Source organism: Botrimarina sp. (assembly GCF_040219535.1).
Taxonomy (GTDB): Bacteria; Planctomycetota; Planctomycetia; order Pirellulales; family Lacipirellulaceae; genus Botrimarina.
The window spans coordinates 28,727-48,098 of the sequence record NZ_JAVJSH010000029.1 but is presented as its reverse complement, the minus strand read 5'-3'; the positions used below and the strand labels follow the sequence as shown (position 1 = coordinate 48,098).

Here is a 19,372-nt window from a genome sequence, read left to right as displayed (position 1 = left end):
TGAAGATGCCCGTGGGGAGCGGGCGGAGGGGGTCCCCTCGCAGCAGGTGGATACGTTAATCGAAAAGGGGATCGGCGGGAAGCGGGCGCCGCTCGGGGTCGTCACGCCGAGTGCGAGGGCGCCCGCCGCTAGCTCGCTGTCGCGCCGGCGGCCCAGTCCCTCCGCTGGCGGCTGCTGGGGATGTCCATCGCTTTGCGGTACTTCGTGACGGTCCGGCGGGCGACCTTCACGCCGTGCTTGGCCAGTTCCTTCACGAGCGCGTCGTCGGAGAGGGGCTTCGACTTGTCCTCCTTGTCGACGATCTCTTGCAGCTTGATCCGCACAACGTCCCAGGCGACGTCGTCGCCCTCGGCGTTGGTCGTGCCGCCGACGAAGAACCGCTTCAGCGGGAAAATCCCGCGGGCGGTCTGGATCCACTTGTCGTCGACCGCCCGGCTGACGGTCGTCACGTGCACGCCGACCCGATCGGCGATCTGCTGCATCTTGAGGGGCTCGATCGCCTCGGGGCCCTCGTCGAGGAAACGCGTCTGGTGATCGACGATCGCTTGCGCGACGCGGCTCAGCGTGTTGCGGCGTTGCTCGATTGCCTCGATCAGCCACTGCGCGGAGTTGATCTTCCGCTTGATGTACTCGCGGGTGTCCTCGTCGGCGTCGGCGGCTTGCTTGAGCAGCTTCCGGTAGTAGGGCGACACGTACAGCGAGGGGAGCTCGCCGTCCTCCAGCCGGACTACGTACTTGTCCGAATCGTCCTTCTCCAGGAACACGTCGGGCCTTACGCTCGGCGCGGCCGACTCGGCGAACTCGGCGCCTGGCTTCGGCTTCAGCTGGCGGATCTCGTCCCAGATCTCGTTGATGTCTTCCAGGGACATGCCGGTCTTCTTCGAGATCTGCGGCAGGCGGTTGTTCTGGAGGTCTTCGAGGTGGTTCTCGATCAGGACCCGCATCTCGGGCTCGAACGGGTGCCCCGCCTGGAGTTGAAGCAGCAAACACTCCCTCAGCGACCGCGCCCCGACGCCCGGCGGGTCGAGGTGCTGAACGACCGTCAGCGCGCGCTGGGCCAGTTCGAGCTGCTGCTCACGGAAGGCCTCGGCCGAGCCGTTGAGCTCCGGCGGCACAGGAGGAAGCAGCTCCTCGAGCGGCGACTTGAGATAACCGTTCGTGTCGAGGCTGTAGATAATCCGCTCGGCCATCCTGCGCAGGTCGGGCTCGAGTCCGAACCAGCTCAGCTGGTGCTGCAAGTAGTCGCAGAGCGTCTCGGGCCGGGCCGTCATGTTGGCCATCTGGTCGAAGGCGCGATCGGCGTCGGCCTCGATCTGGCCCTGCGACGGGCGGCTCCGCTCCTCGTAGTCGTCCGGCAGGTTCTCCGCCATGTTGACCAGCCGCTCGAAGTCGTCCTCGTTGTTGGACGATTCGTCGACGACCAGTTCCTGCTCGCTGTCGTCGGCCGACTCCGCCGTGTCCGGCGACTGGGACTCGTCGGCCTCCGGCTCGACCTGCTCCAGACACGGATTGTCTTGCAGCTCCTGCTCGATCCGCTCCTGCAGGGCGAGGATCGGGAGCTGGAGGATCTCCATCGATTGGATCATGCGGGGCGCAAGCACTTGCTTCTGCGCCATCTGCATCGATTGTCCAAAGGACATCCGCATAGTCGTCAATCCTGGCTTCGAGCCGGTAAGCCGCCTGAGAGGGTCCGTGCACAAGACCACGGCGGGCGGACAGGGGCTGGCGTCCCGCCGCCGCGGCCCAGCAACTGCTGTACCATACCCGACTACCGGGCGGCTTGGCCAACCATTTCGGGCAGGAAAAGCTTAGCTCGCAGAATCCAGCGGGAAGGCGCCCCCCCGCCCGCGTGGGTCACTGCTGTTCGCCCGTGAACTTCGAAAGCATCTGGTCCATCCCCGGCAAATTCATGCCGCCGGTAAGCTCCTGCATCGCTTCCGCGTGGAGCTCCTTGGCCTTTTGCGCGGCGTCGTTGACGGCGCCGGCAACAAAGTCTTCGAGCATCTCTCGCTCGCCCCGCTCCACGAGGCCCGGGTCAATCCGCACGGCGAGGACCTGCTGAGCACCGCTCATGTCGACCTCGACCATGCCGCCGCCCGCCGCGCCGGTCACTTTCTCGTGCTTCAGCCGCTCTTGTACCTCCTGGACCCTCGCGCTCATCTGCTGAGCTTGCTGGGCGATCTGTCCGAGGTTGGCGAGATTTCCGAGGCCTTTGAACATGCGGAGCGGGAGTCGAGTCGGGGGGAAGCGGAATGAGGGCGACGTAAAGCATACGCCGCTCGCGTCGGCGGGAGCGAATCTTCAACGCGCGGACGCCGCGCCCGGAGGGTCTTTCGGCGGAGTGTAGCGGAGCTTATCGGGCTCAACGGCGAACAGCTCCATCGCTTTAGCGACGAACGGCTGCTGAGCGATCTCGGCCTGCTGCTGTCTGCGACTGGGGCGGCGGGGCGCGGCGAGTTGATCGCCGACGCTGGGCTGTGTGGCCGACCGCTCGAGACTCGCCGCGAATTGGGCCACTAGGCTGTTGGGCTCCGCCTCCGGCGGGGGCGCCGGGGGGGAAGCCAGCTCGATGTGCGGCGCCGGCCCGGCCACGCTCTGCCTAGAAGCAATCGCTGCGCCCGTTGCGGCGGCGACGCTCGCCGCCGGTTGCGCCGGCCGGCCATCGGCGGTCGCTGGCTTGGCAAGCGGCTCTAGCTGACTCGGTTCAGTGTTTTTTTTTGGCGCGGGAGGACGGTTCGAGGCGGGCGGGGCCGCCGCGGCGCCGGACCTCAGGTCGGCTACAGCTTGAGCAAGCTCATCGAGGTCCTCCAACGACGCTAGACGCACGATCGCCATGTCGGCAAGCGTCCGCTCGTGAACACTCACGCGCATCCGCGCGGCGGTCTGGTCGAGCACCTGCATCGCAGCCAGCAGCGTCGCAACGCCGAGGCGCTCGCCCAGCGCCTTGGCCGTTTCGTACTGAGTCGGCAGCGCGTGGCGCATCTGTTCGGGGGGGCAGCCGACCGTGGCCGCGAGGGCGTCGCGGTAGTAGCCCATGAGCTGGTCCAGCACCTGGCCCGGGTCGGCCCCACCGCGGACCGCCGCGTCGAGCGCGCCCAGGCCCGAGGCGGCGTCGTGGTCCGCCAGCCGCTCGGCGAGCTCCGCGACCCGCGCCGCGGGAGCAACGCCCAGCAACGCGTTGACCGCTTCGGCCGTGATCTGCCCGTCGGACACGGCCAGGAGTTGCTCGAGCAACGACTGGCTGTCGCGCATCGAGCCGGCCGCCCGGATCGAAAGGATCTGGAGCGCTTCGTCGTCGATGCCGACGCCTTCGGCCTCGGCGATCTGCCGGAGCCGCGTGGCGATGTTCTGCGAGTCGACGCCCGCGAAGTCGAACCGCTGGCAGCGCGAGAGGATCGTGATCGGGATCTTCTGCGGCTCGGTCGTCGCGAAGATGAACTTCACGTGCTCGGGCGGCTCTTCGAGCGTCTTCAGGAGGGCGTTGAAGGCCTCCTTTGTGAGCATGTGGACTTCGTCGATGATGTAGACCTTCAACCGCGCGCGGCTGGGCCTCACGCCGGCGTTTTGGCGGAGCTGGCGGATCTCGTCGATGCCACGATTGCTCGCGCCGTCGATCTCCAAGACATCGACGTCGTCGCCGGTGGCGATCCGCTGGCACGCGTCGCAGGCGTTGCAGGGCGTGGGAGTGGGGCCTTGCTCGCAGTTCAGGGCCTTGGCGAGGATCCTGGCGGCCGACGTCTTGCCGACGCCTCGGGCGCCGGTGAACAGGTAAGCGTGGCCAACTCGGCCGGCCGCGATGGCCTGCTTGAGGGCCGCCGCGACGTGCTGCTGCCCGATCAGCTCGCCGAAGGTCTGCGGCCGGTAGCGCCGCGCCACGACGACGTAGTCGCCCCCGTCGGGCTTGGTCACGTCGGAGGGTTGGGGGGAATCCGACATACCAAGCCGATCGTAATGAGCCGTCGGCGCAAGCCAAGGGGCGGCGGCGGCGCTTCGTTCATCGCTCGCGGCGGCGGCCCAAGAATAATGGCCGACGGCGAGCGAGGGGCCCCCACACCCAGAGACGCAAGCTTATGGCTGCTGCGTTTCCACCCTGACCAGGTTCGCAAGGCCCCCGTCGCAGGGACCCCTCGCTCGCGATCGGCGCACGAGAAAGTATGGGCCGAGGCGGGGGTCAGCGTCAAACGGGCGACGGCGGGCATTCGGGGGTTCGAAGGGGGACGACGGAAACTCATTGAGTCCAAGCGTGGTTTACATCGTCCCGCCGTTGGCCGTCTTCCCTGTCCGCCTTTGCCCCCACGCCACACGCTCGCCCTCACAGGCGTGCTTGCCCGTCGCGCCACTTCACCCTGCCAAGGCCATGCCGCCGGGGGTCCACTTCATCTCGGCGAACGCCTGCTCGATCGTCGCCTCGTCGACGCCGTCGGCGTGCTTGGCGGCGCCCGCCAGCAGGGCGAAATCCGCCAGCCGCGCGACGTGCCGGGGGACACCCCGTGTGAGCTCGTGCAACAGGCTGAGAGCGGCCTCCGAGAAGATCGGCTCGAAGCGGCCCGCATCGACCAGAGAGGTCTGGATATAGCCGACGGTGTCCGATGCGTCCCAGGGAGCGAGGTCGATCCTCAGGTCGATCAGGTGCAGCAACGGCGGCGAGAGCCGCTCGAGCGACTCCGGCGAGGTCGTCAGCAGCAGCGTCCAGCGTGACGCCGGGTCGCTCTCGAGCCGCGCCAGCCGCACCAGTTGCTGCTGCGAGTCGGGCCCGAGCTGCTCGGCGTCGTCGACGATCAGGACGGTGGCGCGGTCTTGCCAGCGATTCTCTGCGAGACGGTCTTCGATCCGCCGCCACAGCCGCATCTGGCAGTCGCCCGGATCGGGCTGCGTGTCGAACCCCTCGGCGACCCGGAAAAGGAGTTCCCGCGCGGTCACTCCCACCGCGTCGAGCAGCACGACCTGGCTGCCGTTGCGGCGTTGCTCGGCGGCGACAGCGGCCGCGGTGCTGGTCTTTCCCCAGCCGTGCCCCCCGAGCAGGACCCCGACGCGGCGTCGCTGGCTGACGAGGTAGTCGGCGCGCGCCGTTGCTTCGGCCAGCGCGTGCGTGGGGTAGGCCTCTCGCCCGTCGGCCGACCGGCCTTCGCCGAAAGCGATCGTCGCGAAGGGAGAACGGTCCAGGCCCCAATGCTGCAGGTACATGTCGCCCCCCGGGCGTCGTGAGTCTTGGGTGAGGGCCGTGCAGACGCGCGGACCCAACGGCATAATCGGCATCGCCGCCGGCCCGGCTTCACGCTCAGCCGACAAGCGCCTCGCCCTCTGCTAGCACCCAGCCGTAGTGGCCTGCTGTGTCCCAACGCTTTTTCTGTCCTGAGCCCGTTGTGTACCGCAGCGGCGAGCCCTGCGTGTGCCGCTTGCAGGGGGACGAGGCCCGCCACGCGACGCGCGTGATGCGTCTCGGCGCGGGGGACGCCGTCACGCTGTTTGATGGTACCGGCTGGGAGTACACGGCCGTGGTGCGGTCGGTCGCGCGGAGCGAAATCGAGCTAGTCGTCACCGCGGCCGAATCGATCGACCGCGAGGCGCCAGTCAGGGTGACGCTCGGCGTGGCGATGCCCAAAGGGGACCGCCAGAAGGTCCTCGTCGAAAAGCTGACCGAGCTGGGGGTGGCGTGTCTGACGCCGCTCGTGACCGAGCGGAGCGTCGCCCAGCCCAAGGCGTCGGGCGTCGAGAAGCTGCGCAGGACCGTCATCGAAGCGAGCAAGCAATGCGGACGCAACCGCTTAATGCAGATCGACGAGCCGACACCGCTGCAAGCATTCCTTGAACGGTGCGATGCAGACCGTCGGCTAATCGCCCACCCGCACCGCGACCGGCAAGCGCCCGCGACTTCGGTCGAGGGTCCGGTCGCGGTGGCGATCGGGCCCGAGGGGGGATTCACCGAGGACGAAGTTGCGGCAGCTGAAGCGGCCGGGTGGGGCGCGGTGTCGCTTGGCAGAGCGATCCTGAGAGTCGAAACCGCCGCGATCGCGGCGGCGGCCCGGTTTGGCTGTCCCTGAGGCTCGTCCATCTAGGCGAACAGCTTCAAGCCCAGAGCCTGCGCCTCGATCTCGAGGAGGTGTCGCTTGCGCTGGACACCGCCGCCGTAGCCCCCGAGCTCGCCGCCGGCGCGTACAACGCGGTGGCAGGGCGTGAGGATGGCGATCGGGTTCCGGCCGTTGGCGTTCCCAACCGCTCGGGCCGCCGTCGGAGCGCCGATAGCCACTGCCAGCTGCCGGTAGCTACGCGTCTGCCCATAGGGGATCTGCAGCAGCGCGCTCCAAACTAGCCGCTGAAACGGCGTCCCGAGTAGTTCGAGCGGCACGCCGAACCGCTGTCGCTCTCCCGCGAAGTACTCCGCCAACTCGGCCGCGGTCTGCTCGGTGACCCTGTTTCCCCACGTGGTGGGCTGCGACCGCCCGAAATCGAGCCCTAGCAAGGCCGATTCGTCGGCGATCGCCGTCATCGGCCCGACCGGCGTATCGATCTCGACGACGCAGCGCAAGTTCGGGGTCACTCCGCTTGGACTTCCTTGATCCGGATGTTGCGCCAGCGGACTTGCGCGCCCTCCTGGGACTTCGATCCGATGCTGTGAACCTGCAACGCGATGAAGCCCTCGGCGGTCTGGCTATCGGTGAAGTCGGCGGCCTTGACGCCGTTGATGTGGGTCGTGATTTGAGGACCGACCGCTTCGATGCGGTAGTGGTTCCAGCCGCGGCGGTCGAACGCGGCGCGGGCGTCGGCGTGCTCGTCGCCGTCGAGGGTGAAGAGCCAACCGCGGCGGCCCTCGTCGTACACGCCGGCGGACCATGAGCGATCCGAGGGATCGATCTCGGCCTGGTAGCCGTGGACGCGGCCCGCGGGGAACTTACGCTCGCTGACCTCTCCGTTAGAGCCCTTTACCTCTTTCGTGGTCGGCTTGTCGTAGCACTCGCTGCGGAACTGAACGCCGGAGTTCAGAGTCGGGTCGACCTTCACCTCAAACTCAAGGACGAAGTCGGCGTAGTCGCGATCCGTGCAGAGGAAAGAGTTGGGCGTGTTTGCGACGCTCGTCCCAACGATCTGAGCTCCGCCGGGGGCTTCGGGAGCGACCGTGTAGTGAGCCTCGCCGCCGCGTTGGGTCCACCCGTCGAGCGACTCGCCATCGAACAACGGCCGAAAATCATCGCTGGCGAACGAAGGCGAAGCGAAGGTAAGCAGGACACAGAGGGTGCGGAACATATCGAGAGGAGCGATCGGGGAATGAGAAGCGTGTTGGTAAGAACCACCATAGTAAACAACCCGCCCCGCCGGCGCCGGCGCCCCCCCCGGAGCGAAAGTCAGCCACACACGGCCGTCCCCGCCCGGAGGCGGCGGTTCACGGCGACAATACGCCGCACGGCGTCGTCGATCTCGGCGGCGGTGGTCGTCGCCCCGAGGCTGAAGCGGACCGCCGAATCGACGAGGGTTTCGTCGAGGCCCATCGCGAGCAGCGTCGGCGAACGCTCGGTGGAGCCGCTCGCGCACGCCGAGCCGGTGCTGCACGCCACGCCGGCCAGATCGTACGCCATGACCAGGGCCTGCCGATCCGCGCCGGGCAAGGCGACGCAGGTCGTGTGCTCCAGCCGCGGGGAGTCTGAACCCAACACGACGGCCCCTCCGAGCCACGACGCGGCGAGGCCCTGCTCCAACTCGTCCCGCAAGTCTTGGAGCCGCCGGACACGCTCGGTCCGCTTGTCGGCCCACTCCTGCAACGCGACGGCCATGCCGACCGCCATAGCAGCCGACTCGGTGCCCGCACGCAGCCCGGCTTGTTGGAATCCGCCCCGGAGCACCGGCGCGGGCGTCGCAGCGGGAGCGAGCAATAATGCACCGACGCCGAGCGGGCCGTTGAACTTGTGGGCAGCGATGGTCGCGGCCGTGAGATTCCGGTAGCGGAACTCGAGGGGGTGCTTGCCGGCGAGCTGTGTCGCGTCGGTATGGAGCCACACGCCGGCCGATGCGCAGAGCTGGGCGATTGCTCCAATCGGCTGGAGGACCCCGGTCTCGTTGCTCGCCGCGATGACAGAAACCAGCCCCACCTCGCGGCTGGCCTCGGCGAGGAGCCCTTCGAGCTGGTCCAGCCGCACAACCCCTGCGTTCGTGAGACCGATGCGGTCGACGCGATACCCCTCGTCGGCGAGGGCGTCGGCGGTCGCTTGGATGCTAGGGTGCTCCATCGCCGAGATGATCAGCCGCTCCTTACCCGAGGCGGTCATCAGGCCGCGCAGGGCGAGCGTGTTCGCTTCGGTGCCGCCAGACGTGAAGACGAGACGGTCCGGCGACCGCCCGGACGGGTCCCCGCCGAGCAACCGAACGATCTGAGCGCGGGCCTCTTCGAGCGTTCGCCGTGCGACCCGACCGGCCGCGTGCTGGCTCGATGGGTTGGCGAAGGCCTCGCGCCAAGCCGCTTGCATCGCCTCGGCCGCGGCGGGCGACAGGGGGCTCGTGGCGTTGTGGTCGAGGTAGATCGTTCGGGCAGGCATCCCGCGAGTATACGACGCCGTCGGCGCCGGTACTCAAGCGACCGAGTCGCCCGCCAGGGCGGCTGTGCTGAATGCCGCCTGAAAGTTGTAGCCCCCGATCGGCCCGTCCAGGTCGAGCACCTCGCCGATAAAGTACAGGCCCGGCACGAGGCGGCTCTGGCAGGTTCTGGGGTCCACCTCGTCCAGGTCGACGCCGCCGGCGGTCACCTCGGCTTTCTTGAAGCCGAGCGATCCGGCCAGGCGGAGCGTCGGCCGTTTGACGGCGTCGACCGTCGCACGCCGTTGGGCTCGTGAGAGTTCGGCCAAGCGGCGTTCTAGCGGGACACCCGCTTGGCCGAGCGTGGCCTCGGCGACGCGCCGGGGAACCACCTCACCGAGCAGCGACAACACCGTCTGGCCGCCGCGTTCGGCTAGTCTCTCCTGGAGTTGTTCCTCGCCGACGGACGGGGCTAGGTCGAGCACGGCTCGCCACTGAATGGCGTCCGGTCGCTGGGTCACGAATCGGCTACAGTCCATCGCCACCGGGCCCGACAGCCCGAAGTGCGTGAAGAGCAGGGAGCCCCGGCGATCGATGCGAACGTCGCCGCGCTCACCCTCGATCAATCTCAGCCGCACATCGGATAGCGTGACGCCTTGTAGATCGAGCGCCCATCTCTCGGTAGAAGTGAGCGGCACGAGCGCCGGCCTCGGCGGGACAACGCGATGGCCTAGCGCCTTCGCCCAAGCGTAGCCGTCGCCGGTCGTGCCACAGCCGGGCCAAGAGCGGCCGCCGACCGCGACCACCACGTTGCGCGCCCGGAGCGTTCGCCGGCTCGTGGCGACGACGAAGCCGCCGGCTGATCGCTCTACGGACAGCGCCGCCTCGCCGAGCGCCACCTCGGCGCCGCTGCTAGCGACCATGCGGAGCAGGGCACGCTGAACGTCGAGGGCGCGGTCGGACTCCGGAAACACTTTCCCTGTGGACTCGATCTTCGTGGCGAGTCCTTCGGCCGCGAACAAGGCGATCAGCGCGTCGGGCGTCAGGCGCGCCAGGGCGGGGCGGAGCCAGCGGGCCTTGGCCTTGCCCTCGGCGCCGCCGGCCAGCCGAGCGTAGGCGTCGGCAATGTCGCCGGGCGAGGCGTCGTGGGTGAGGTTGCAGCGGGTCCCGCCCGACATCAGAACCTTTACGGCCGCCTTATTGTTCTTCTCCAGCACGAGGACGCGTTTGCCCCGCTCGGCAGCCCGCGCCGCGCAGAGCAAGCCGGCGGCCCCGGCGCCGAGGACGAGCGCGTCGTAGAGAGGGGAACTGTCGGTCAGGGCAGCGCCTCCTCGGGACGGCGATGGCGCTCGGCGCCCGCGGCCGCCCGGCACAAGTCGGCGAGGTCTTCGGCCAGGCGTCGCTGTGCCTGTCGCTGCATCAGCCAATCGAGGGGCGCAAACAGCGTCGTCACGACCCGCGCGCCGATCGAGGTGGGCTGCGCGTCGAACGTCATCGGCCGCCGTGTCCCGCCGTTAACGGGCTCGCAGGTAAGAAAGCCCTTGCACTCGCATCCGCAGGCGCGGGCCTTGGTCGTGTACGACCGGCCCGGCCGGAAGTCGCCAACCGTCAATTCCACGGTCGCATGGTTCCCCATCAGCATGCGGGTTTCACGCCAGCGCGTGCCGAGACCAACATCGCCTAGAGTGAGGATTTGGATGGAGTCGATCCCGCGGATTCGATCTGCCGCGTGCTCCGAGTCAGTCGCTAGGGCGAAGACACGCTCCGGCGGTGCGGCGATCCGCTCGGCGATCTTCAAAGGCGACATTACAGAAGGATACCCGGCTTTCCGAAGCCGGCGTGGCGCCGCGTGGAAAGACTGGCCATCTGGGCCGGATGCGCGTTCCGCTTGCCCGCACGGGCACTGCCGATTGAAATAGGGTCTCAGGGCGGGCTCGCAGCGAGGCCGCTAGGCGGTAACCACTCGAGGAGACGCGACCGATGGCCGGAATCCGCAGGCTTGCCCCCATGATCGCCGCAGCAACGGCGTTGGCAGCATCGCCGTTGCTCGGCCAGATCCAGTTTGTCGGGTCGGTCTCGCCCACGGGGCCTGGCGATGGCGACGTGGAGGACACCCTCGAGATCGGCGTCGGGACCGACCCTGAGGACGTCGACCCCCGGGGCAGCGTGTTCATCGAAGGCGGCTCGACGCTGCAATTCGACGAGGTCTGGGTAGGCAGCGACGAAGGATTCCTCGGCCGGCTCGTCGTGTCTGGCTTTGGCTCCTTGCTCGAGGTCGAGGGAGCTGGCTCAACGCTCGACCCGGCGTTCCAGGTGGGTCGGGAGGGGGACGGATATCTCCTAGTGGACGACGGGGCGACCCTCGATCTCCTCGATGATTCCGGCGACATGATCGTAGGCTACGAGCCGACTTCCGTCGGTCGCGCGATTGTCGACGGCCCGCTTACTTTCGTGTCGATCGGCCAGGACCTGGTGATTGGCAACGAGGGCCTCGCCTGGATGGACATCTCTGGCGGCGCCGTGGTCCGCACCCGCGACACAACCAGCGCCGGCATCACGATCGGCGCCGCGAGCGGCGGCGTCGGTTACCTGACCGTCGACGGGTTTCAGACCCGGCTCCGCTCGGCCGACGACCTGACGATCGGGGGCCTGGGCGCCGGCACGCTCTCGATCAGCAATGGCGCCGTGGTCGACGCCGACAACAGCTCGGGCGCCACCGCGTCGATCGGGCTGGAGGGGCGGCTCGAATTGGCCGACGGCGTGCTGCTCGTCAACGGCATTGGCGTCGCCGGCGTGATCGAAGGGTACGGTCTGGTGCGGGGCGTGGGCTCAGGGACCGTAGCGATCGCCAGCACGGGCCGCGTCGACGCCAACGAAGCGGGTCGCCGCCTGACGTTCGACGACGCCGTCTCGAACCAAGGGAGCATCCGCGTACTCGGCAGCGAACTAGAAACGCTCGAGACGTTCACAAACTCGGCGGGGACCGCCGCGCTGGAGCCCGGGCGGATCGAGGTCCGGTCTGGCACGGTGCGCTTCGTCGAGGGGGCCTCCAACGCCGGCGTGATCGCCGCCACCGAGGGCGCCAGCTCGATCCACGGCGAGGTCGCCAACCAAGCGACCGGCTCGGTGATCGTCGCGCGGGACGCGGTGCTCACTTTCCACGACGACTTCACCGACAACGGCGGCTCGATCGACGTACTGGCCGGCGGCAACGTCCTCTTCCTCGGCGACGCGACCTTCGCCGCGGCGAGCACCTTGTCGCTTGCCTTCACCGACGAGGACCTCGGCGGGGCGCCGCTGAGTGTGAGCGGCACGGCCGCCCTAGCGGGAGAACTGCAGCTCGACCTGCCGGAAGATTTCTCGCCCGATCTCGGCGAGACCTTCACCCTCTTGGAGGCCGGCGCGATCACCGGGTCGTTCATCCCCCCGCTGCTGCCGACGCTCGACGGCGGCCGCGAGCTCGGCCTCGTCAACACCGGCACTTCGCTGTTGCTCGAAGTGAGCATCGACACGAGCGGCCTGCCGGGCGACTACAACAGCGACGGGGTCGTCAACGCCGCCGATTACACGGTCTGGCGCGACGGGCTCGGCACGGTGTTCGACCAGTCGGACTACGACGTCTGGTCGGCCAACTACGGCGCGACCGCGTCTGCGTCGCAGGCCGTGCCCGAGCCGACCGCGTTGGCGGGCCTGGTTGCGTTCTCCGCTGCCGCCGTGACCCGCAGGCCACGCCGAGGCATGGCGTGTCAGTAGTCGACGCGTTCACCGTCCATGCGATAGATCGCCAGCGGGTAGCCGCCGGGGCCGAGGAACTCGTCGATTGTGAAGCGGCCCTCCACGGCCACGGGCCGAACGGAGAACCGAGCGGTCTCGCCCGGGGCCATTGTCACAAGGATGCAGTCGAACAACGCCGCGCCGGGGCCGAAGCAGCACTCTTGGTTGTCTCGCACGAGGACGAATTGCTTGATGCCGCTCTTGGTCGCGGTAGGAAGGATGTAGCCTCGGATCCGGATCCGACGCCCGTCGAGATCGCGCACCGCGTCGGTCAACAAGCTCCGATCAAAAGGGGCGCCGAGTTCCATCTCGAACTTGATGTCGTCAAAGTTCTTGTCGAGCAGTTCCGCAGCGTCCCGCGGTTCGCTGGCGGGGGGCTTCGCCGGCGCTGGCTCCGCATCGGCCGACGTTTTGACGCGACCGCCGGCGCCGGGCTCGACGCTGGCCACCGGCGGCGACGGGCGATCGTCGCATCCGAGCGCCGCCACGAGCGCAGCGGCGAACCCGGCGAGCAGCGGTCGACAGTAGCGAGCGCCGCCGTTCACGGCTCGACGTAGTCCGCTTTCAGGTGGTAGGTGATCGGCGTGCCGAGCGTTGGCTCACCGGGGCCCCGGCTAAGCTTGCCGCCGACCCGGAAGAGCCCGCCGTGGAAGTCGGTCGTCTTGCCGACGAGGTCAACCTGGATCTGGTCGAAGTACTTGACCTTCGAGAGGTCGCCGAAGCAGCACTCGTTGCTGTCGCGAACGAGCAGGAAGCTCCGCATGTTCTTCTTCACGGACGAGGAGTCGGGCCGGATGTAACCCTTGATGAAGACCGGGTCGCCGTCGTCGATCAGCTCGTCGACTTCTGCCGGCGCTAAGCGGCCCGCGGCTTGGTCGCGTTCGCTCGGCTTCATCTCGACAAAGCTGAGCCGCTCGTACCCGTCGGGCACCTCGGTCGCGTAGACATAACTCGAATAGCCCACGCTCGAGACGAGGAAGAAAGCCGACAACGCCGCGCCCACCATCGCCAGAGGGCGGCCCGTGTAGGTCTCCGGGGCGGCGGCGATGGACCGCAGCGCGAGCACCGAAACGATCAGGCCCGCGATCGGGATCGGCGCCATCAACAGCGTCGCTTCCAGGCTCCGGCCCGCTGTGAAGAGAGCCACGGCGGATATCACACCGACCAGCAGCCCGACGACCGCGAACGAGTGGACCGAACGATACTCCAGCGAGTCGTCGACCTCGGCGGGCGGGGTGGCCTCGGCGGGTTTCAGGGCGGAGATCGACATGGCTTTGCGCTTCGCGATGCGTTACAGGGCAGGATCGGAACGGGCGTCACGCGACGCCGCCGCGGAGTATCAACCAGAACAGGCCGACCAACGCGGCCGCCCCCAGCAAGGGTACGCCAACGAGCACCGTTTGGCTCGGGCGTCCCGCCACAGCGGGTGGCCCCGCCGGTGTTTTCGCTGCAGCTCTCGATGGGTCGCTCTCGGGCGTTCCGCTCGCGGGCGCCGCCGGGCCCGCTTCCGGCTCGGCAGCGACGGCCCTCGGGTCTGATGCTTCGGCTTGGCTCACCTGGGGATTGACGTCGCGGCGGTCCCCTCCGGCAGCGCGGGGGAGCGGCGTCTCGATCGGGTTTGGCGGCATCTCGTCGGGGCCGGCCGACGCCACAGTTGTCCGCTCGCCGCCGCCCGGGCTCTCAGCTCGCGACTTCTGCGCCGCAACGAATTCCTCCGCCGCGTCGACCTGCCGCGCTCGCGCTGCCCCAAGCATGCCAAACGCCTGAAGGCTGCGGGCGCGTTCGACTGTCTTGGGGTCGAGTTCCTCGATCTTCGCAAGCGCGGCCTCGGCGGACTCACCGACCTCGCCCGACTGCCCCGCCGCCACGTCGAGGTAGGTGATGATCGGCTCTCTCACGTACTTGACCGGGGCGTCCTCGCGGTCTTCGAAGGACTCGCGGTACATCTGCTCGAGTCGATCGACGAGCGTCCAGTCCTCCCAACGCGCCAAGTCGGGGATCACCTGGTCGGCGAATTGGGGATTGCTCAGCAGCAAGCGAGCCGACTGCAGGATCCGCGGGAGGGGCACGAGTTCGGTCTGCTCTTCGGCAAGAAACCGCAAGGCCTGCAGGGCGGCGTACACGTTCGAGTAGTCCGCCTTAGGGTCGGCGAGGAACCGCCGGTCGACCAGGTCGAGCGCCTCGACCGGGTCGCCGTGCTTGCCGGCGAGTGTCAAGTAGCAGGCGATCAGGGCGTCGAGCCCGAGCTTCCGCTGTCGCTCCGCGATCCGGATCGCCTCCGGCTGAAAGGCGACTGGCATCCAGGGGTTCACAGAGATCGCCGCGGCCGCGCCCCCTTCCGCCAGCGATGCCAATCGCCGGCTGTCAGACGCGAGCATCTCACGCAATTGCTCGAGGTCCTTTGGTTCCCCGCAGACGCCGAGCATCGTCAGAAAGAGGCGGCGACGGCTCGGGCTGGTGAGCGGGTCTTCGACCCACGCCATCAGCTGACGGCGATCCATCTGGGGCCCGAGATCGACGACGTCTTGGTACGGCGCGCGGGCGAACTCGTCGTAGGCGTCCTGGGCGAGCAGCGCGTCCTCGTGCTGCAGGTACTGCTGAAAGAAGGCGAGTCGCTCGGCCCCGGCGGGGGGCAGCTCGAGCAGCTTCGGGACGTACTCGGCGGCGACGTCCGACAGCGGCAGCGGGACCGCCCAATCCGGAGGAGAGCCCACCCCGCTGATAAAGTACTTCCGCTCTAGGTCCGGCTCGCCGAAGTAAATCGCTTGGATCTGCTCGACTCCCTCCATGAACGGCTTCCCTACGAGCACCTTCACGACGTCGAAAGTGGCGCTCCCGGTTTCGGGGTCGACCAGACCCGCCGGCACGCCGGAGTCACGCAGGCGGTCTCCCGCTTCGGCCGCGGCGGCCAGCTTTCCGAGCAAGACCACCGAGCTGTCGGCGATCTCTTCGCTGAGCGTGCGGCTCTCGGCGGCGCAGAACGGGCAGGCGTTAGCTCGTCCCGCGCCGGCGGCGGCCAGCAAGGCGGCCAGCGTCATCGTCCGGTAGGGCATAGCTCGGCTTGGAGTCGAGAGATGTTGGAGCGGAAGGGTCTCGCCCTATTGTCGCTGCCCGGCGGAGGCTGGCAACGGCCGATCTGCTGGCAAAGCCGGCGGGCGCCGTGCCGCTTCGCCACCGGCCGGGGCCCGAGTCTCACCTCGCGCCCGAGAGCGACTTGGCGACGTCGGTGCGGTACGCGGAGATCGCCGGCAGGAGGCCGGCCAGCGCCGCCAACACCACGAGCGACGGGATCACCGCCAGCTCCCAGGGATCGAACTCCCAGAACGCCAGCCGGATGCCGGTCTGGTCCTCGACGTACGGCGCCGCGGCCGCGACCAAGGCGTGTCCCAGAGCGATGCCCGCCACGCCGCCGGCCAGCGACAGCAGCACCGACTCGCCCAACACGACGAGCATCACGGCCGTCCGGCTCGCGCCGAGCGCGCGCATCACGGCGATGTCGTGGGAGCGCTCGCTCATCGAGTTGTAGATGCTCACGAGGATGCTGATCGAGGCGACGATGACGATCAGTACGGTGAGGACCAACAAGACCACCTGGATCGGCTTGACCGTGTTTTGCATCAGCCCTTCCACGATGCGCGCCGGCGCCACGGCCTGGAAGGACCGGTCGGGGTCCTTGTTGATCGTCGTCGCGAGGACCTGAGGGCCGATCACGCTGTTGCAGAGCACGAGGATCGACGAGACCTCGCGCTGCGCTTCGGGGAGCGGCTGTATCTCATTCCCTTCGTTGTCGTACAACACCGGCGGCGGGAGCACGCCGCGGGGGTCGGCTATCTGCGGCTGGCCCACCGGGCCTCGGTTCGCGGGTTCGGTTGACTTGGCGCCGTCGCTTTCCGGCGAAAGGGCGTGGCCGTCGAGCAGGTAGAAGCCTTCGATGTTCACGAACACGGCGCGGTCGTTGGCGGTGCCCGTCGGCTCGAGGACGCCGACCACTTTGAAATCGTCGTGACGGTCGCCCGTGCCTCCGATGCCGTGGGTGGGGTTGATCGTGTCGCCGACCCGCACCCCGGACTTCGCCGCGACCACCGAGCCGAGAACCGCCTCGAAAGGGCGATCCGCCTTAAAGTTGCGGCCTTCGCGGAACCCGTACGACAGCGGGTTGCCCTCGGAGTCGGCGCCGTAGCTGAGGGTGTCGAACAGGTCTGGTGTGGTCGCTACGACACGGAAGAGGTCGCCGCCGGAGTCTTCCTCGCCCCGCGACGTGTCGAAGCTGTCACCCAGGCAGTAGGGAACCGCCGTCTGGACCAGCGACGCGTGCCGGCCGTCGGTGAACTCGCGGTAGAAGCTGTACGGGATCGTGTATCGGGCCTGGCCGAGGTGGAACACCGTGCTCAGCACGAGCTGTGTGTCGCCCCCCTTGCCGCCGACGATCAGGTGGTAGCCCTGGGCGTCGCTGGAGAACTGTCGCACTGCGACGGAGTGGATGACGATCACCCCGATCATCGCCGCCACGCCGAGCGCCATCGAGAGGGCGGTGAGCGTCGACGCGACGCCCCGCTGCCGCATGTTCTTCCAGGCGATCCGCCAGAGAGACATCAGTGGTTAAGAGGTTGAGGTTCGCGCTGGGGTTTCTAGCACCGCTTCTTCCAACAGTCCGGCGGCTAAACCGCGGCCGTCGGCGCGCCCGCCACGACGCGGTTGATCTCTTCGAGTTGCTCGACGCGATCGAATTGCGCGGCGACCTCGTTGGAGTGCGTCACCAGCAACATCGCGACCCCCTCGTCGCGGCAGGCGCCGCGGAGCAGATCGATTATTTGTTGCTGGTGAGCCGGATCGACATTCGCCGTCGGCTCGTCGGCCAACAGCAACACCGGCTTGTTCGCGAGCGCTCGGGCCACCGCGGTGCGCTGTTGCTCGCCGACCGACATCGCCATCGGGCGGTGGTGCTCACGGTGGGACAGCCCCACCCGGTCCAACAGCGACCGAGCCCGCTCCGGATCGGCAGATTGGCCGGTGAAGGTCATCCCTAGGAGCACGTTCTCCAGCGCGGTGAAACCCGCCAACAGATTGAAGGTCTGGAACACGTAGCCAATGTGTCTGGCGCGGAACCGATCACGGGCTGCCTCGGCCAGCTTTGTGAGGTCCCGCCCTCGGACCTGGACCGAGCCCGAATCGACCGCGGTGAGACCACCGATCGCGTTCAGCAAGGTGGTCTTGCCGCACCCACTCCGGCCCCGGATCACGACCTGCTCTCCGGCCATCACTTCCAGTCGAGGCACGTCCAGGATCGCCAGCGGCGTGGCGCCCGGCTGGGGATAACTCTTGCGGACGTCTTCCAGCAACAGCATGTCTACGGGGCAGGTACGCGGTGAAGCTCAGGCGTTTGGATCAACGCCTCGGGGGTGGGTCCGACTCCGGGCCGCCGAATCCATTCAATACGACGCGGCTCGGCGGCTTGTTCGAAGCGTCGACGCGGCAGGCGGGCCTTAGGCGTGAACTGGAGTGCAAAGGCTGACCCGCACTAGCTTTGCGGCTCGTCCGCGTCGAACAACATGCGATCGACGCAAGCCAAGCCACCGAGGGCGAGCGAAAAGCCGACGAACGCCCCGGCCGCTTCGCCCGCGTCCCGCAGCAACCCGTAGTCCGGGCCGCCAATTTCACCCCCGCCGATCGCCAAGCTCGGCTCGGCGCCAAGAGTAGCCACAAAGCAGTAGAACCAGTAGACGGCAAAGCCCAGCGACACCCATCCCGCCACAAGCGCCGCCCATGCCGCCGCCTCAACGGTTCGCTCGAAAAGCCAAGCCATAGGTGCTCATCCCCGACGGGCCTCGGGCGCGGCCTTTCGAATACCGACGCCCCCTTCACAACCGGCGGTTGCGTTCGGCTGCTGATGGTAAGCTCCGCGTGCCGTTTCACCAAGTAGAGGCCCGTCGCGTGCGATTTCCGGGACGGCCTACTACTCCGCAACGTGGGCGGCTGACGCAAGAACGGCGACGCGCAGTAGGGGCTCTCGAAGCCGCAGCAATCAATTTGCTTCCGATGCTGTACTTGGAGCCGATTTACTCGGCGTTACAGCGACCGCGACGGCGCGCTCCCACGCACGCAACCGGGTGCGGGTGGCCGTCACAACTCACGGCCGCGGCCGCCATGAGAGGGCCGTACGACCTGAACAATCCTCTCGCCTGGAGTGCGCGCGAAGTCAACGCCCGTTGTAAAGGCAGTTCGCCTAGGCAGGGGTGGCAGATCGCGACGAGTTTGTGTCAAGTAGGGCTACTGCAAGCAACCCTGCCGAGTTAAACCTGTCGGCAACACGTGACCCAAGGAGAAATGAACAGTGGCTAAGAAACGCGCCAGCGGGCCGAACAAGAGCGCTGCCATCCGGGAGTACCTCGCCGATAAACCCGACGCGGGGCCCACAGAGGTAGTTAAGGAGCTCAAGAAGAAGGGGATCGACGTGGCCCCGGCTCTTGTGAGCAATGTGAAAGCCGCTCTGCGCGGCAAGAAGGGTGGCAAGAAGCGGAAGAAGAGCAAAGGCAAGCCCGGCCCGAAGCCGCGTAGCGGCGCCGACACGGTTAGCATCTCTTCGTTGATCGAAGCGCGTGACTTTGCGGACAAAGTCGGCGGAGTGGACAAAGCCCAAGACTTGTTGCGCGCCCTCGGAAAGCTCGAGTAGACATAGCGAACAGCAAGGAGAGCCGACCGAGTCGGATCTGAGCCGCGGCCAATTCAGGCCGCGGCTTTTCTATTTCTACTTTGCGCAGAACGCTACGACGCCGCTGCGTCACTCGCAACGGCGAGAGGCGATTGATGAGTCGCCGACCGCCACAACGCGTCTCGGCAGTCGCTTTTTCGACTCTTCTTTCGGACGCCCGCGAAGGAGTCGTCGTGGGCCACTCTCCGGTCCCGAGCCGTGGAGAGTGAGCCGTCAAGTCAGCAACGGCCACCTTATTGATCCACCCTCCGGGTTTGTGCCCGAGACCCGCCGCGGCGATTCGCCGGCGGATGCGTCAAGGAAACGGATGGATCGTCTGCGCAAAAAAATATCGAAAAATCTTCCGCCGCCGCGTTTCGCAACGGTCGGGCGCCGCGAAAACGCACA

The 19,372-nt window shown here is 67.8% G+C and carries 18 protein-coding genes and 1 other RNA gene; 3 read left to right on the top strand and 16 right to left on the bottom strand.

The window, feature by feature from the left end:
* Positions 1-128: 128 nt before the first annotated feature.
* From rpoN to RIC11_RS16390, 5 genes are all read right to left on the bottom strand, one after another.
* Positions 129-1,640, bottom strand: coding sequence for an RNA polymerase factor sigma-54 (gene rpoN / locus RIC11_RS16410; RefSeq protein WP_350213234.1), 1,512 nt, complete (start codon positions 1,638-1,640; stop codon positions 129-131).
* Between the two features lie 214 nt (positions 1,641-1,854).
* Positions 1,855-2,220: a YbaB/EbfC family nucleoid-associated protein gene (locus RIC11_RS16405; protein ID WP_350213232.1), complete on the bottom strand. Its 366-nt coding sequence runs from the start codon at positions 2,218-2,220 to the stop codon at positions 1,855-1,857.
* An 81-nt stretch (positions 2,221-2,301) separates the two neighbouring features.
* Positions 2,302-3,936: a DNA polymerase III subunit gamma/tau gene (dnaX, locus tag RIC11_RS16400; RefSeq protein WP_350213230.1), complete on the bottom strand. Its 1,635-nt coding sequence runs from the start codon at positions 3,934-3,936 to the stop codon at positions 2,302-2,304.
* A 98-nt stretch (positions 3,937-4,034) separates the two neighbouring features.
* An RNA gene (ffs, locus tag RIC11_RS16395) (signal recognition particle sRNA small type) lies at positions 4,035-4,131 on the bottom strand.
* A 210-nt stretch (positions 4,132-4,341) separates the two neighbouring features.
* The gene (locus RIC11_RS16390; RefSeq protein ID WP_350213228.1) at positions 4,342-5,247 is read right to left on the bottom strand and encodes an ExeA family protein; all 906 of its coding nucleotides are present in this window, start codon (positions 5,245-5,247) and stop codon (positions 4,342-4,344) included.
* Between the two features lie 83 nt (positions 5,248-5,330).
* On the opposite strand from RIC11_RS16390, the gene RIC11_RS16385 reads away from it, so the two are divergent.
* Positions 5,331-6,041 carry a 16S rRNA (uracil(1498)-N(3))-methyltransferase gene (locus RIC11_RS16385; RefSeq protein ID WP_350213226.1) on the top strand — a complete coding sequence of 237 codons (711 nt, stop codon included), beginning with the start codon at positions 5,331-5,333 and terminating at the stop codon, positions 6,039-6,041.
* Positions 6,042-6,052: 11 nt separating this feature from the next.
* Here the strand turns inward: RIC11_RS16385 and RIC11_RS16380 are convergent, their stop codons facing one another.
* The 5 genes from RIC11_RS16380 to RIC11_RS16360 form a co-directional block, all read right to left on the bottom strand.
* Entirely contained in the window at positions 6,053-6,538 is a 486-nt protein-coding gene (locus tag RIC11_RS16380; RefSeq protein WP_350213224.1) for a methylated-DNA--[protein]-cysteine S-methyltransferase, read from the bottom strand.
* Positions 6,535-7,242 carry a 3-keto-disaccharide hydrolase gene (locus RIC11_RS16375; RefSeq protein ID WP_350213222.1) on the bottom strand — a complete coding sequence of 236 codons (708 nt, stop codon included), beginning with the start codon at positions 7,240-7,242 and terminating at the stop codon, positions 6,535-6,537. Before RIC11_RS16375 ends, RIC11_RS16380 begins: the two co-directional genes overlap by 4 nt.
* A gap of 98 nt (positions 7,243-7,340) precedes the next feature.
* Complete coding sequence (locus tag RIC11_RS16370) at positions 7,341-8,525, bottom strand: cysteine desulfurase family protein (RefSeq protein ID WP_350213220.1); 1,185 nt, start codon at positions 8,523-8,525, stop codon at positions 7,341-7,343.
* A gap of 33 nt (positions 8,526-8,558) precedes the next feature.
* Positions 8,559-9,821 carry a BaiN/RdsA family NAD(P)/FAD-dependent oxidoreductase gene (locus tag RIC11_RS16365; protein WP_350213590.1) on the bottom strand — a complete coding sequence of 421 codons (1,263 nt, stop codon included), beginning with the start codon at positions 9,819-9,821 and terminating at the stop codon, positions 8,559-8,561.
* Positions 9,818-10,300: an SRPBCC family protein gene (locus RIC11_RS16360; RefSeq protein ID WP_350213218.1), complete on the bottom strand. Its 483-nt coding sequence runs from the start codon at positions 10,298-10,300 to the stop codon at positions 9,818-9,820. The genes RIC11_RS16365 and RIC11_RS16360 overlap by 4 nt, the downstream gene beginning before the upstream one ends.
* Before the next feature lie 209 nt (positions 10,301-10,509).
* Here RIC11_RS16360 and RIC11_RS16355 point away from each other — a divergent pair, with 209 nt between their 5' ends.
* Complete coding sequence (locus RIC11_RS16355; protein WP_350213216.1) at positions 10,510-12,255, top strand: hypothetical protein; 1,746 nt, start codon at positions 10,510-10,512, stop codon at positions 12,253-12,255.
* On the opposite strand, the gene RIC11_RS16350 is transcribed toward RIC11_RS16355, so the two are convergent.
* The 6 genes from RIC11_RS16350 to RIC11_RS16325 form a co-directional block, all read right to left on the bottom strand.
* Positions 12,249-12,821, bottom strand: coding sequence for a DUF3299 domain-containing protein (locus RIC11_RS16350; protein ID WP_350213214.1), 573 nt, complete (start codon positions 12,819-12,821; stop codon positions 12,249-12,251). The two genes, RIC11_RS16355 and RIC11_RS16350, sit on opposite strands and share 7 nt — an antisense overlap.
* A complete protein-coding gene (locus RIC11_RS16345) occupies positions 12,818-13,546 on the bottom strand; it encodes a hypothetical protein (protein WP_350213212.1) in 729 nt (242 codons plus the stop codon). Before RIC11_RS16345 ends, RIC11_RS16350 begins: the two co-directional genes overlap by 4 nt.
* 46 nt (positions 13,547-13,592) lie before the next feature.
* Positions 13,593-15,329, bottom strand: coding sequence for a hypothetical protein (locus RIC11_RS16340; protein ID WP_350213210.1), 1,737 nt, complete (start codon positions 15,327-15,329; stop codon positions 13,593-13,595).
* Positions 15,330-15,468: 139 nt separating this feature from the next.
* Positions 15,469-16,869 carry an ABC transporter permease gene (locus RIC11_RS16335; RefSeq protein ID WP_350213208.1) on the bottom strand — a complete coding sequence of 467 codons (1,401 nt, stop codon included), beginning with the start codon at positions 16,867-16,869 and terminating at the stop codon, positions 15,469-15,471.
* A 65-nt stretch (positions 16,870-16,934) separates the two neighbouring features.
* The gene (locus RIC11_RS16330) at positions 16,935-17,621 is read right to left on the bottom strand and encodes an ABC transporter ATP-binding protein (RefSeq protein ID WP_350213206.1); all 687 of its coding nucleotides are present in this window, start codon (positions 17,619-17,621) and stop codon (positions 16,935-16,937) included.
* Positions 17,622-17,794: 173 nt separating this feature from the next.
* Positions 17,795-18,079, bottom strand: a complete 285-nt coding sequence (locus RIC11_RS16325; protein ID WP_350213204.1) for a hypothetical protein — start codon at positions 18,077-18,079, stop codon at positions 17,795-17,797.
* A gap of 528 nt (positions 18,080-18,607) precedes the next feature.
* Between RIC11_RS16325 and RIC11_RS16320 the strand changes: the two genes are divergently transcribed.
* The gene (locus RIC11_RS16320) at positions 18,608-18,946 is read left to right on the top strand and encodes a hypothetical protein (protein WP_350213203.1); all 339 of its coding nucleotides are present in this window, start codon (positions 18,608-18,610) and stop codon (positions 18,944-18,946) included.
* The last annotated feature ends 426 nt before the right edge of the window (positions 18,947-19,372 follow it).